Here is a 13,150-nt window from a genome sequence, read left to right on the forward strand (position 1 = left end):
CGGGCTTGTCTTAAATTTATCTTAATATTACATGAAAGATAGCTGAAGAAAGCTGTTATTCACTGAAAAAACTAGACCTGATTAGATCTAGCTTCTTATTGGTGAATGTGAATTCTACATCTTTTTCGTTTCGAATCGTTCTACGGCTCTCATTTGTTTGATTGATGGGGATTTGTGTACGCACATGCCCAGATGAACTTTTTGAAGCAAATAGGGATCAATGTAAAAACCATTTTGAAAGATGTTTTCTTTTTCCTGTTCGTCATGAAATTTGGAGCATCTTACACAGTAATACATATCATAACCTCCTTGCGGACTATTTTATAAACGGGGGTAGTTTTGAATGGTATATTTACCTACATCATATGGAAAAGAACAAAAGTCGTGCTTGTTTAGGGAAAATGTCCGAAAAGGAGAAGGCTTGTCCATGGGCTAAACCGCTGGCTTTTCAAAATGATTATTTAGAACATAAATCAGTTTAATCGTAACAAAAAAACCTCTTTCAAAGAAAAAAGAGGCCTTTTTGTTAATTTGTTACTTTTGCGCTGTTTTGATGCCAGTTCCAAGCTGATGCGATGATTTTTTCTAATGAAATTTGCGCTTTCCAGCCTAATTCTGCGTGAATTTTATCAGAAGATGCAACTAGGCGTGCCGGATCTCCAGCGCGACGGTCTGCCATAACGACATTCGCTTTTTTACCCGTTACTTTTTCACACGTTTCGATCACTTCTTTTACAGAGTAGCCAAGGCCGTTTCCAAGATTGTACGTTGCTGTTTTCTTCGTGCCGTCTAACAGGGCTTGAAGCGCTGAGATATGAGCATTTGCTAGGTCCGTTACGTGAATGTAGTCACGGATGCACGTTCCGTCTTCAGTATCGTAGTCTGAACCGAATACAGAGATGTTTTCACGTTCACCAAGCAGGTGCTGAAGAATAATTGGAATTAAGTGCGTTTCAGGATCATGGCACTCGCCAATTTCTGCTGTTTCGTAAGCACCCGCTGCGTTGAAGTAACGAAGCACCACATATTCCATATCGTAAGCACTTGCAAAGTCAGCTAAAATCTGTTCAATCATTAACTTTGAACGTCCGTACGGATTAATTGGGTTTGTTGCCGTATCTTCTGTAATGATATCTACAGAAGGAATCCCATATGTAGCAGCAGTAGATGAAAAAATAAACTTTTTCACATTGTGCTTCATCATCGTTTGTAAAAGGGTTAACGTCGCAGCTACGTTGTTTTGATAATATTTAAGAGGATCTGTTACTGACTCCCCTACTAAACTATTAGCAGCAAAATGCATGACAGCATCAATTTTATGATTCGTGAATACGCTTTCTAAATCTTTCTCATTACCTAGATTTCCTTCTACGAATACCGCTTTTTCATCGATTGCCCAGCGATGACCCGTTGATAGATTATCAAGTACCACAACTTCATTTGTTTTCACTAATTCTTTTACTAGGTGGCTTCCGATATAGCCTGCTCCTCCGATGACTAAAATCATATTGTCAGTCAGCTCCTTTTTATTAAGTGTCGCTACAGATATCGTACCCGTTTCTTTTCCATTTGTAAATATTTCATTTTTCAGTATATGATAACGCAAATGCTATCTTTTAATTAGTATATCTACTAATTGTGAACTGAGTGTGAAGATATTCGTTTCTACTTAAAAACCCGCGCGTGTAAGCAACGGGTTTTCTTCTTAGATTTGCTGAGGCACTTTCTTCATATCTTTTACTTTATTTTTTAATGAAAGCATCCCTTCAATCTGACATTCAATACAGTCCCCGTCTTCAATAACAGCCGGTCCCGGCGTTCCGGTGAGGATGATATCACCTGGATGCAGCGTCATGACTTTTGAGAAAAATGAAACACAGTATGCGATGTCGTAAATCATATTAGATACTGTATTTTCATGCTGTACGTTTGCGTTTAGCAATGTGCGCACTTGAAGTGATTTCACGTTTGATATACTTTCTTTTGTGATAAATTCTGAGCCTATACTGCAAAATGTATCAAAGCTTTTCGCTCGCATTAAGTAGCGATGATTCGCCGCATGAATATCAGCTGCGGTTACGTCAATTGCTGACGTATAACCAGCAATTACGTTTATGGCTTCATCTGGCTCTATATCCTTACACGTTTCGCCGATTACCACCGCTAGTTCTGCTTCAGCCGTTGTTTTGTAGGACTGCTTTGGAATACGAATGCTGTCATCTGGTCCAATAATGGTGGTCGCGGGTTTTAAAAAACTAACTGGATCAATGGCACGGTCGTAGTCTTTTAGTTTTTCTTCAGAAGCCGCATAATTAAACCCAATGCCTAATAATTTCGACGGATTACTAATGATAGGAGCTGTTTTTCTGCCCTGCAAGTGCAGTAAGGGAAAAGAGCTGTTCATACCAAATTTATTATGGGCATACCATGTTTCAAGGTGGCGAAGTTCTTTATATTGAATAAGATCCCAAATTGTTGTAGACCAGTTTGTTAAATATTTAGTATTGATATCTTCTATAAGCAGAATGCTGTCATTGTCTAAAATGGCTGCTTGTTCTTTCCCTTGCTCTATTATATTTACTAACTTCATGATACTCTCCTTACCGATGCTTGAATGATACGATCGCTGTTTTCTTTTACCCAATTTAATAATTTTTCATCTTGGTTGTATCCTGCAATAAAAGATAAACCGATTGGCAAACCGTCTAGTTCTCCTGCAGGTATCGTAACTTGAGGAAGACCGCTTAGGCCGGCAATACACGTCATTTGAAGTGTTCGCAATCTTCTGTTTTCTAACTCCAGCCCTTTTGCATCTTTTACAGGCGCTGGTCCTGGAGCTGTAGGAAGTACTAATATTCCTTCTTCCCCAAGCTGTGAGTACATAAAATAGCGAAGTTCACGACGCTTTTCTTCTATATAATTCATATTTAATAATGTAAGAGTGCTGGCCCATTGAAAGCGGCTTCCGATGTCTTCTCCAAACGTTGGATTTTCTTTTTGAATCCACTCTCCGTGCGTTTGCCAGATTTCTTTTCCTTGCAGCAGACGGAAGGTTTCCATATATGTAGAAAAACCCTGAGGAGCAATCGCTATCTCTTCTATAGTAGAGAAAGACTCCATTACGTGGTTGATAGACGGGGCAAGAGCTCGCATGCTTTGTTCATCCACAAGTTCCATCACATCTGTTGGTACATACAGCCGTGTAAATCCACTAGCACGCGACGTTGAATTCAATAAAACCGCTCCAACTTTTTGCAGAGTGTGGCCGTCTCTAGCCATTACACCAACTGTATCAAAGCTTGGAGCCAGTGGAATCAGACCGTTTGTAGAAATGCGTCCGTGAGAAGGACGATACCCGAAAATACCGCAGTAGCTTGAAGGAATTCGAACCGATCCTCCCGTATCTGTTCCAATCGCAAAATCAGTTATTCCCGCTGCGACAGCAACCGCTGATCCGCTCGAAGATCCTCCCGGAATTCGATCTGCGCTTTTTGGATTTATAGGTGTTCCGTAATGTGCATTTTCACCATTTAGTCCGTACATAAGCTCGTCGGTGTGCGTAACTCCCTTCAGTACAGCTCCTTCTTTTAAAAGAGCAGCTACTACGTCTGCATGTTCGCTTGCAGGCTGATGCGTGGCGAGCCAATCCGGATTTCCTGCACTTGATATATGTCCTTGTACATCAAATACGTCTTTTAACGCAAAACTCAAGTTATTTAACATTCCCGTTCCCGTTGGAGGTACGTAAAGATCACTGTCTACAAATGCGTTCCACGTATCTTTCATTCAACCATCTCCTCATTTCTTATATCTGTTTAGAATATAAAATTTGGAATAAGTTGGTCAATGAATGTGTCAGGTCTGTTAACATTAATATTATGTAGATCTCCCAGCTTCCCTTTCCCTAGAGAAACTAGCCGTTTTATTTCCCTTTTAGCACGTTTGCGAGTAAAGTAGAAACATATCATTTTACGAAAAGGACTATCGCGATGGAACAATCTACTACGCTTTTTTTATTTATTTTATTAGCTTTTGTGCTAACAAGAGGTATTCCATTTATAGGTTCATTTGCTCCTAGCATTAATCAGCTGCTTCGGCATATTGGACGTTATTTTTCAAATTTAAATACGATGTTTCATGAAGATGGTCATGCGTTGATGGGGCTTATTGTCGGAAAAGGCGTCAATCGCATTGAGCTTTACACCAATAATGAAGGTGTAGCTGTGACTGCCACCTACGCGGGATCCCGTGGATGGCTGCCGCGCGTCATTATTGCCTTAGCCGGCTACCCGTTCAGCTCAGCAATGGCTTATTTGTTTTTCTACCTGCTCGTTCACCATCACTACGATTGGCTTTTTTACGGGTTAGGAAGTGTTGTTGTTATTAATTTACTGCTTTGGGTACGTAACGGATACGGAATTGTGTGGCTTTTTTCTATCGGTTTGATCCTCGGAGGCATCTATTATCTGCAAGATCCACAGCTTATGCGCTACAGTATGATGTTTGTTGGTGCGCTGTTGCTTGTAGAATCTCTATTTTCTGCATTTATTATCTTTGTATTAAGTATTAAATATCCAAACGATGCAGGTGACGCTACGAGTTTAAAGCAGCTGACCCATCTTTCAGCACGCTTTTGGGGTTTGTTATTCTTCGCACAGGCCGTGTATGTGGCTTATTTGATTTTTCACCTGATTTATTAAAGACAAAATACTATGCTCTCCCAAGAAAACTTTGGGAATTTTATAATTTAAAGGAATAATTTACTTTCATGCACTAAATAATGGTTTACGAGTTCCCTTAATGAGGTATATATTGGGTACTATGAAGTCGTAAAGAGGTGTGGGATACTTGTCATTATTTTTAAAGTGGAAGCAAAAGAAGCAAGAAAAAGAAGCAGAGCGTGTTCTTGAGGAATCAATCTCAAAAAGAAAAGACTACTGGAACACAATTGGACATGTAGACGGAGACGTATTAACTCATTTGTTAAATCCCATGTTTTTTGGCGGACCTGCTTGGCCATCTGGACGTCAAACATTTATTCGTGTTCAAAAAACAGAGACGGTTATTCTCGCAAGCGACGGCTTGTCCGATCCGTTTCAATCCCCCGAAGAAAAGAGCCGAAAGCAAGGAAAAGGATTAGAATTCTATATCGAATGCGATGATGAATCTCTGCGCGGACCTTTATCTGATATCCAGGATCACTGGGCATTTGACCTTCTTTATCAAATGAGTCAAAATGCTGCCGCTCATCCTAATATGCTAGAACTATTCATGAAGCACGATATTCTTTCAATTGAATTTACTGATTTGGACGTACCGTCTCATTTTGTAAATGAAAATGGAGAAATTGGTGTATTGCTAGGTGTTCAGTCTCCTTCTGTTTCAGCTAGCCTCTCTTTACCTTACGAATCTATTAAACTGATTAGCATGAAGCTTCTTACACCAAACGAATTAGAGTATGTACGCGAACAAGGAGCGCAAGGACGCAGGCAGCTCGCTGAAACATTTCAGCTGTCAAAAAGTTATCATATTACCCTGACCAAAAGAGAGTCTCTTATTTAAAAGAGGTTCTTTTTTTATTTTTGCCGCTGAAGACAAAGCCCTATAGAATATAAGCGTCATTTATATGAAGCTCTAGTTCCAATACTTTTTTAAGGCTGCTTTTGATATGAGCGTACTATTTTTGATTCATGGTATATTTTGCTATAGTAAAAAAGAAGATATAAAAAAGGAGATGGACGTTAGACATGGCAGAAAAAGTACAGATTGGAAAATCCGAATTATATGTTAATCCTATTGGACTTGGAACAAACGCTGTAGGAGGACATAACTTATATCCTAACCTAAACGAAGAAGTCGGCAAAGACCTTGTTCATAAGGCGCTAGATAATGGCATAAACCTCCTTGATACAGCGTTCATTTATGGTCCAAAACGTTCTGAAGAACTAATTGGTGAAGTGCTAAAAGAACGTGGAAATCGTGAAGAAGCGGTTATCGCCACAAAAGGAGCACATAAAATTGTTGGAGATGAGGTACTGCTAGACAACTCTCCTGCGTTTTTAAAACAGTCAGTTGAAGATAGCTTAAAACGCCTTCAAACAGATTATATCGATTTGTATTATATTCATTTCCCAGACAAAAACACACCAAAAGACGAAGCGGTTGGTGCGTTAAAAGAACTAAAAGATGAAGGTAAGATCCGTTCTATTGGCGTATCAAACTTCTCATTAGATCAGTTAAAAGAAGCAAATAAAGATGGTTATGTAGACGTGGTACAAGGCCAATATAACTTAATTCAGCGAGAAGCAGAAAACGATATTTTACCTTATACGGCTGCAAACCGCATTTCATTTATTCCATACTTCCCGCTAGCTGCTGGTTTACTTGCTGGGAAATACGATAAAAACACAAAGTTTAATGACCTGCGCGAAGATATGCCTCATTTTATCGGGGAAGCATTTCAGCAAAATCTAGAAAAAGTAGAGCGTCTTCGTCAAATCTCTAGCGCAAAAGGTGTAGAAGTAGCTCATCTTGTTCTGGCTTGGTACTTAACGCGCGATTCAATTGATGTATTAATTCCAGGGGCAAAACGCGCTGAACAAGTACTTGATAACTTAAAAACATTAGATGTTCAGCTCACTTCTTCCGAAATTAAAGACATTGATCATATTTTTAAATAATATAAAAAGAGCTTTGCCATAGGTAAAGCTCTTTTTTCTATACAATTCCACTGGTTAATAGAACAAAAGCCGTAAGGAAGAATCCCATCTGTACAAAGCTTGTTATGTACTCTTTGGTTTCTTGTTTATATTTCCATTCATCTATACCTTTCAGCAAAATAGCCGCAACTAAAAATAGGCAAGACACGATATAAGGCTCGACAAACATAAAGATCATATCGAGTACTAGAAAAAGAACAAAAGCTATCGTCACATATTTATCCCATCGTCCTAAAGCTAGACTTTCATACTCATATTTACCCCAAAATTTGCTGCGAGGTATATCAAGCACTTTTCTTAAAATAAAATCTACTAAGACTGCTGCTGCTACTAGCATGATCAATATATACATCGTCATCTCTCCTTCCTTTTTATGGTATCATTTCAACTCGTTTCTGTTAAGGTCTCAGCTACAAAGTGCTTAAACTGCTTTATTTCTTCTGTTTCGCCTTTTGTTACGATATACGTGTGTGAAGAAGGCGGGATAATTTTTTGCTGTGAAATTACGCTTAACGTTTGATTTTCAACTTCCTTTTTCACCATAGAAAATGGCAAATAAGATACGCCTAGGCCTTCTTCAATAAAGCGCTTTGTAATTTCTACTTGCGTCACAGGAAGCAGCTGAATGTGAGGATAACAAGCCTTGATTTGAAGGAGTAAATCTTCCCAATAAACAGGATGATTATTCGTAAGGAGGCGGTAGGAAGATAACAGCTCCTGTTCCGTACGTGCTCCTGCAGAAAACGGGGCAACTAAGACTGCTTTTTCTTTATGAATTAACTCATAAGAAACGTCTGCCTGACCCGGAAGCATTCTTGTTAATCCAATATCTGATTTTCTGTCGCTGATGTCTTTTCCCACTTGAAACGAATTTGTGATATTAACCGTGACTTCAATATGGGGATATTTCTCTACAAATTGTTTGATTAAACTAGGCAAAACAGATGCTGCTATTTGAGGAGCAGCGGATATAGTCAGTTTTCGGTTATATCCTTGCTTCCATAATTTAAAATTCCCTACTCCTTCCTCATATGCCCTCACCATTTTTTGAGCATGAGGCAAAAAAAAGCGTCCTGCCTCAGTCAGCGCGATGTATTTACCTTTTTTTTCAAAAAGCTCATCTCCTAATTCTTGCTGCAGTCGCTGAATATGCTTTGATACAGCAGGCTGCGTTAAAAATAAATCTTCAGACGCTTGTCTGAAATTCTCATAAGAAGCCGCTATGATGAATGTTTTTAACCATTTGATCTCCATTTTCTTCTCTCCCTCTCTTTCTATTCATAACAAACTGGAATCAATACTGCTTATTTTTGTTTATTTTCTTTTCTATCAAACTTCTATACGATATATGTATCTCAATATTACCAAATAAAGGAGCTGTAAAAATGAAAAATAACGTTAAAGAAAAATTTAATGCTCATGCTTCTCAGTATGATGAGCAGCGCCGCAAACTCATTCCTTGCTTTTTTGATTTTTATTCTATTCCCGTTTCGCTTCTTCACTTTTCAAAAAAGCCGCTTCGCATACTTGATATTGGAGCAGGTACAGGCTTGTTTTCTTCTTTTGTTAAAGAAAAGTACCCAGATGCGCATTTCACGTTGATTGACGTCTCAGATCAAATGCTTGAAAAAGCAAAGGAGCGCTTTAAAAATGAACAGCATATAGAATTTATCGTATCAGATATAACAAGCTACAAATTTGAGCACTCATTTGATATTGTGATTTCTTCACTTGCTATCCATCATTTAGAAGACGAACAAAAACACAAGCTGTATGAACAAATTTATGATTTGCTGCATACAGGAGGAATATTTATTAATGCTGATCAAGTATTAGGCCATTCTTCTATTATTGAAGAGTTATATAAAAAAGACTGGAACGAAAGAATTGCCGCAAGCGGATTAACTAATGAGCAAATTGAGGCTGCTCATGAACGTACGAAGTTAGATAAAATGGCAACTTTGCACGATCAGTTAAATTGGTTAACAGCAAGCGGGTTCAGCACGGTGGATTGCATCTATAAATTTTTTAATTTTGTTGTGATGTATGCCCAAAAATAATGGTTTAAAAACTACTTGTCTCTTTGCAAGTAGTTTTTTACTCTTTCCCTCCCTATATTCGAATAAGAATATTTATCTATTTCCATAAAACTACGCATACTTCTTTTCCAGTTTCGTATATCTAATAATAGCTTTGTTCTCCTGAACTTTTGAATTTTTTGTACATAAAACCCATATAAAGTATTTTTATACTATTTTATGTCTTTTTATGGTACAAAAAATACAACTATGTTACAATATGATTACAAAACGATCTGTATAACGCTTTCATTTTTTACACAAAAATGAAGAATTGGAAAGGATGTGACGCTTATATAAATGTGAATCCGCTAGATTAGTAAACTTATATTCCTAAAATTGTACAAAGAATCAAGAAAAACTTAGTTATTCTTATTATTATAAATTCCCGCTAGTAAAGTCTTTCTACTTAATGATTTCCTTATTAAGCCCATACATACAGGTATAGAAAATGCAGCTATTCGTCTTTTATTTTATTAGTGAAGAATTTATAGCACTGCCGCATCATACGTTTTTCATTAATGCAGCCTAAGGAGGCGCAGCACATGGCAAATAGAATATCAAGAACAGCAATCGTACTCATAGCGGCTATTTTAGCTCTAGCCTGCTTGTTTGTAGGAGTTCCAAAAACAGAAGCTGCTTCAACACCATCTCATTTAATTATCATTAACAAAGCGACGAATAAACTCGCTTATTATCAAAATGGTTCACTTGTCCGAACGTTTTCAGTAGCAACAGGACGCACGCAGTCTCTTACACCAGAAGGCCATTTCAAAGTAGTAAATAAAATCGTCAATCGCCCTTATTACAAAGGGAACATTCCTGGTGGAGATCCTAGAAATCCCCTTGGCAATCGCTGGCTAGGCCTAAATGCTAGAGGTACATACGGCACGACGTATGCTATTCACGGAAATAATAATCCTGCTTCCATCGGCAAATATGTAAGCAGCGGATGCGTTCGTATGTACGATGAAGAAGTAGAATGGTTATTTAGTAAAGTGACCGTCGGTACACCGGTTGTGATTACAACTTCTTCTAAATCATTTAACGACATTGCAGCAGCAAACGGATACAACGTTTCTGGAAACTCAGGTTCTACTCCAGCTCCTTCTACAGGAACTGTTTTAAAGAAAGGCAGCAAAGGAAATGCAGTTAAAGAGCTTCAGCAGAAACTAACTTCACTTGGCTATAATACAAAAGGTACGGACGGTGTATTCGGTGCCAATACAGATTCAGCTGTTCGTAAGTTCCAAAAAGACCACGGCTTAACGGCTGACGGCATTGTTGGCCCATCAACGTATAAAGCTTTAGGAAGTTCAGGAACGAAACCGAATCCGACGACACCAACAAACCCAACAAATCCAAAGCCAACGAATCCACCAGCAGATACAACAATTAACACAAAACAAACGCTGAAAAAAGGAAGCAAAGGCAGCAATGTTCAAGCTCTTCAAAAGAAATTAACAGCGATTGGCTATAATACAAAAGGTACGGACGGTATCTTCGGTGCCAATACAGAAGCTGCTGTACGTAATTTTCAAAAAGACAATAAGCTAGCAGTGGACGGCATTGCCGGACCTAATACTTTAACTGCTATTTCCAAACGCTAATAGAGCCTGATTTCAGGCTCTGTTTTTTTATTGATAAACCTCTTTTTTACATCGTGCCTTGACCCCTTAATGAACCAGTACGCCGTCTTTCTTTTCTACGACATACTTAATCTGCTGATAAACCGTTCTCATAAGAATTTGCTGCTGATAGATATCATTTTTGGCAGGAATTACATTTTCTATTAGTCTGCTATATTTGTAGGCTTGATCGTCTTCTTTTTGTTTATAAAGGGCGAGCCAGTCATTACGGAAATTTTCAAGCAACTGTTCGTTGAAATAGGAATAAATGACGGTTGCGAACTCACCTGCCAATTCTTGAATAACCTGCTGTCGGTCGGTGACCGAATGATAGGTACTTGACCACCCAGACGGCTGGCTTAGAAAATGCTCGTAGACAGATGAAATAAAAGCGGACGCAATGACTGGCACGGGCCCTTCATGCTCTCCTAAGGAAATGTTCAAACATGTTTCTCTATCCATATAAGGAATGTTCAGCGACTCCATCGCTTCATAAAAAGCCTGAGAGACAGTCAAGTTTAAATAAATAGGATGCAGCTCTTGCTGCTTTTTTCTCGTTTCTGATACTAAAGCTGCCTTTAAGTCTTTATACAGAAGGTGACTCTCTTTGAATTCCTCGTGTACACATTCTAAAATAGACGTATTCCCTACTGTTAAATAGTAGTGAAGCTGCTTTTTCATAAGAGGTGAAACGCTTTTAAGCGCATAATCTATCATTTTAGCCATGGCATGTTTTTTAGCATAATCCGTACGGCAGCTTGGAGAGGTAAGCAAATCTCCGTGTGTAACACAAACGTTTAGCTTAGCACCGTGACCATGTACGATGAGCTGTTGAAGAAATTGAATATCTAATTCTTTAAGCCCATGATGTACGTATAAAATAGAAGCTGCTTTTTTAAAAGAATCGTGGATGGTGCTCGTATATTCAAAACACGCATGCTCGCAAATCGCTACTCCTTTTTTAAAAGAAAAAGGGCCGCAAACTTCAATTCTACGAAACAATGGATAAATAAGACGTCCGTTATTTTCTTCTTCTTCATTTGTTAACGGACTAAAGGAAGACAGCTCTTTTGCTGTGTGACGGCAGGATATTGGCCAGTCGTCTTCTCCTATTTCCCATGTTCCTTCATTGTATTCTTTCAACCGGGATTCAATTGCAAGAAGCATTTGCTCGGTGATTTTCCTACATTCAAGCCGCTTGTGCCATACCTCTGCAAAATCTCTTCCTTCTTGATCAACAGAGTCTTTTACTATTTCACTTTCTCGTTTAATTGCATCTACAAATTGTTTGAATGAACTATTTTCGTCGCTCATTCTTAAAGGAACATCATCATTAAAATAACGGGCTTTGTATGGGATATCTCCCAAAAGAGCGCGCAGATTAAAAGAGGAATCTCCGTGTAACAACTCAAAGACCAAGTCATAATCCGTGCCTCCTTCAGCATACACTTCAGCGCTTCTTAGTAGGATATTCTCCAATTTCCTTTGCACTTCACTTCGCGTAAAAAAAGAGACGACAGCTTCATAGTGTTGGGAATCCTTCACCTTATACGTAACAGAATAAGCGCCTTTACTGCCTATTCCTAGAAAGCCACATTCCTTTTTTATACCAAGAAGCTGGCGGATTAAGGCTGTTTTTCCGCTTCCTTGTTCTCCGATTACATGAACGTACTCATACTCGCTGTCGATTTGTTCGCTCGTTCTTTTTTCAATATCGTTATAAAAAGCATTCACTACTCGTTCATCATATCTTGCTTTTGCTCTTCCTTTTGCAGTACTTGTCCAAAAATCCTGCACTCTCAGCAGTTCATTCATCTCTTCAACCAGAATGTCAATTTCATCGTGTTGCTCTGTATACATAAACCGTTTAACAAACGGGTGCGATCTTCCTCTTTCATCTTTTTTAAACGGATGCTGAAACATAATTGACCAGCCTTTTCGCATAGGAGATTGACAGGCTTTTGCACGAAAAACTTTCATTCATTTCCCCTTCTTTCCCTAACATTGTCCTATTTGAAATGTATGGCTTTTAAAGGGGGGATATGTCTATGATTTTCCTCTTTTTAGAAGGATTTTTCCTTCATTTATCGAAGTAATTAATTGAGGTGATGGGAGAATGTTGACAAAAATTGTGAAATGCAGCATACCGACTGATAAAAAAGCATCTTTTTCATATACGCAACAGCATTGGGCTGCTCTTGCACACGTGAATGGTTTCATTGGCCAATTAGGGGGTTGGAACGTGGAAGATGAAACAGATGCTTGTATTCTAGCTCTGTGGGAAGATGGAACAACTTATCAAGAATTCATGAAGCATACTCATGATTCTATTTTTTATAAAAGCAAGCAGGATCAAACATATACGAATTTGGACGTTTCAACATCAGATCCGTCCTACTTCATAGGAGCACGCTACAATTATTATCGAAGCAGCGCCATTGAAAGCCGTTATTTAGTAAAGACGGAAATTGAAGTCGATTTTTACGACAAAGAAGATATCCATGAGATGGTAAAAAGCTTGATAAATCCTTCTTATCGCTGTTTATCTCACGTTGTATCACCAATCGAGCATAGCAAGCTTGTCATTTTTTCATTATACGGATCTGCTTGTCCGCAAAAAACAATTGATACCTTTGTTCATCCAAATGTACTGAACGCGTCTCAATACATATATCAATTAGAGAAAAATTGGAACGTTCTTTCCAATTAAAAAATAGAAGCCTAG

13 protein-coding genes are annotated in these 13,150 nt (G+C 38.5%); 6 read left to right on the forward strand and 7 right to left on the reverse strand.

Annotated elements, in window-relative coordinates; all coding sequences use genetic code 11:
- Nucleotides 1-114: 114 nt before the first annotated feature.
- The 4 genes from LAV82_RS09700 to LAV82_RS09715 all read right to left on the reverse strand — a co-directional run bounded on the left by LAV82_RS09700 (nucleotide 115) and on the right by LAV82_RS09715 (nucleotide 3,786).
- Nucleotides 115-297 (reverse strand): DUF3973 domain-containing protein, encoded by a 183-nt coding sequence (locus LAV82_RS09700; protein WP_013055747.1) that lies wholly within the window; start codon nucleotides 295-297, stop codon nucleotides 115-117.
- Nucleotides 298-526: 229 nt separating this feature from the next.
- Entirely contained in the window at nucleotides 527-1,507 is a 981-nt protein-coding gene (galE, locus tag LAV82_RS09705) for a UDP-glucose 4-epimerase GalE (protein WP_013055746.1), read from the reverse strand.
- Between the two features lie 198 nt (nucleotides 1,508-1,705).
- Nucleotides 1,706-2,590 (reverse strand): fumarylacetoacetate hydrolase family protein, encoded by an 885-nt coding sequence (locus LAV82_RS09710; RefSeq protein ID WP_211078474.1) that lies wholly within the window; start codon nucleotides 2,588-2,590, stop codon nucleotides 1,706-1,708.
- A complete protein-coding gene (locus tag LAV82_RS09715; RefSeq protein WP_211078473.1) occupies nucleotides 2,587-3,786 on the reverse strand; it encodes an amidase in 1,200 nt (399 codons plus the stop codon). The genes LAV82_RS09710 and LAV82_RS09715 overlap by 4 nt, the downstream gene beginning before the upstream one ends.
- Before the next feature lie 203 nt (nucleotides 3,787-3,989).
- On the opposite strand from LAV82_RS09715, the gene LAV82_RS09720 reads away from it, so the two are divergent.
- From LAV82_RS09720 to LAV82_RS09730, 3 genes are all read left to right on the forward strand, one after another.
- Nucleotides 3,990-4,700 carry a M50 family metallopeptidase gene (locus tag LAV82_RS09720; RefSeq protein ID WP_053486909.1) on the forward strand — a complete coding sequence of 237 codons (711 nt, stop codon included), beginning with the start codon at nucleotides 3,990-3,992 and terminating at the stop codon, nucleotides 4,698-4,700.
- Between the two features lie 139 nt (nucleotides 4,701-4,839).
- Entirely contained in the window at nucleotides 4,840-5,562 is a 723-nt protein-coding gene (locus LAV82_RS09725; RefSeq protein ID WP_235565481.1) for a suppressor of fused domain protein, read from the forward strand.
- 185 nt (nucleotides 5,563-5,747) lie between these two features.
- Nucleotides 5,748-6,680, forward strand: a complete 933-nt coding sequence (locus LAV82_RS09730; RefSeq protein WP_025749635.1) for an aldo/keto reductase — start codon at nucleotides 5,748-5,750, stop codon at nucleotides 6,678-6,680.
- Between the two features lie 37 nt (nucleotides 6,681-6,717).
- Here LAV82_RS09730 and LAV82_RS09735 read toward each other — a convergent pair whose 3' ends face one another.
- The gene (locus tag LAV82_RS09735; protein ID WP_013055740.1) at nucleotides 6,718-7,071 is read right to left on the reverse strand and encodes a DUF4181 domain-containing protein; all 354 of its coding nucleotides are present in this window, start codon (nucleotides 7,069-7,071) and stop codon (nucleotides 6,718-6,720) included.
- Between the two features lie 32 nt (nucleotides 7,072-7,103).
- Nucleotides 7,104-7,973 (reverse strand): LysR family transcriptional regulator, encoded by an 870-nt coding sequence (locus tag LAV82_RS09740; RefSeq protein ID WP_499715996.1) that lies wholly within the window; start codon nucleotides 7,971-7,973, stop codon nucleotides 7,104-7,106.
- Between the two features lie 131 nt (nucleotides 7,974-8,104).
- Here LAV82_RS09740 and LAV82_RS09745 point away from each other — a divergent pair, with 131 nt between their 5' ends.
- Both LAV82_RS09745 and LAV82_RS09750 read left to right on the forward strand, forming a co-directional pair.
- The gene (locus LAV82_RS09745) at nucleotides 8,105-8,779 is read left to right on the forward strand and encodes a class I SAM-dependent methyltransferase (protein ID WP_499715997.1); all 675 of its coding nucleotides are present in this window, start codon (nucleotides 8,105-8,107) and stop codon (nucleotides 8,777-8,779) included.
- A 563-nt stretch (nucleotides 8,780-9,342) separates the two neighbouring features.
- Nucleotides 9,343-10,407, forward strand: coding sequence for a L,D-transpeptidase family protein (locus LAV82_RS09750; RefSeq protein WP_274155979.1), 1,065 nt, complete (start codon nucleotides 9,343-9,345; stop codon nucleotides 10,405-10,407).
- Between the two features lie 66 nt (nucleotides 10,408-10,473).
- On the opposite strand, the gene LAV82_RS09755 is transcribed toward LAV82_RS09750, so the two are convergent.
- Entirely contained in the window at nucleotides 10,474-12,405 is a 1,932-nt protein-coding gene (locus LAV82_RS09755; RefSeq protein ID WP_499715998.1) for a hypothetical protein, read from the reverse strand.
- Between the two features lie 136 nt (nucleotides 12,406-12,541).
- Between LAV82_RS09755 and LAV82_RS09760 the strand changes: the two genes are divergently transcribed.
- The gene (locus LAV82_RS09760; RefSeq protein WP_013055735.1) at nucleotides 12,542-13,135 is read left to right on the forward strand and encodes a YdbC family protein; all 594 of its coding nucleotides are present in this window, start codon (nucleotides 12,542-12,544) and stop codon (nucleotides 13,133-13,135) included.
- Nucleotides 13,136-13,150 lie beyond the last annotated feature (15 nt).

This window comes from Bacillus sp. ILBB4 (genome assembly GCF_035064545.1).
Taxonomy (GTDB): Bacteria; Bacillota; Bacilli; order Bacillales; family Bacillaceae_H; genus Priestia.

What these genes read in the sequence shown, in the direction of transcription:
- LAV82_RS09700 (WP_013055747.1), bottom strand. Translation starts at nt 297, where the DNA reads ATGTATTACTGTGTAAGATGCTCCAAATTTCATGACGAACAGGAAAAA.
- galE (WP_013055746.1), bottom strand. Translation starts at nt 1,507, where the DNA reads ATGATTTTAGTCATCGGAGGAGCAGGCTATATCGGAAGCCACCTAGTA.
- LAV82_RS09710 (WP_211078474.1), bottom strand. Translation starts at nt 2,590, where the DNA reads ATGAAGTTAGTAAATATAATAGAGCAAGGGAAAGAACAAGCAGCCATT.
- LAV82_RS09715 (WP_211078473.1), bottom strand. Translation starts at nt 3,786, where the DNA reads ATGAAAGATACGTGGAACGCATTTGTAGACAGTGATCTTTACGTACCT.
- LAV82_RS09720 (WP_053486909.1), top strand. Translation starts at nt 3,990, where the DNA reads ATGGAACAATCTACTACGCTTTTTTTATTTATTTTATTAGCTTTTGTG.
- LAV82_RS09730 (WP_025749635.1), top strand. Translation starts at nt 5,748, where the DNA reads ATGGCAGAAAAAGTACAGATTGGAAAATCCGAATTATATGTTAATCCT.
- LAV82_RS09735 (WP_013055740.1), bottom strand. Translation starts at nt 7,071, where the DNA reads ATGTATATATTGATCATGCTAGTAGCAGCAGCAGTCTTAGTAGATTTT.
- LAV82_RS09740 (WP_499715996.1), bottom strand. Translation starts at nt 7,973, where the DNA reads ATGGAGATCAAATGGTTAAAAACATTCATCATAGCGGCTTCTTATGAG.
- LAV82_RS09745 (WP_499715997.1), top strand. Translation starts at nt 8,105, where the DNA reads ATGAAAAATAACGTTAAAGAAAAATTTAATGCTCATGCTTCTCAGTAT.
- LAV82_RS09750 (WP_274155979.1), top strand. Translation starts at nt 9,343, where the DNA reads ATGGCAAATAGAATATCAAGAACAGCAATCGTACTCATAGCGGCTATT.
- LAV82_RS09755 (WP_499715998.1), bottom strand. Translation starts at nt 12,405, where the DNA reads ATGAAAGTTTTTCGTGCAAAAGCCTGTCAATCTCCTATGCGAAAAGGC.
- LAV82_RS09760 (WP_013055735.1), top strand. Translation starts at nt 12,542, where the DNA reads ATGTTGACAAAAATTGTGAAATGCAGCATACCGACTGATAAAAAAGCA.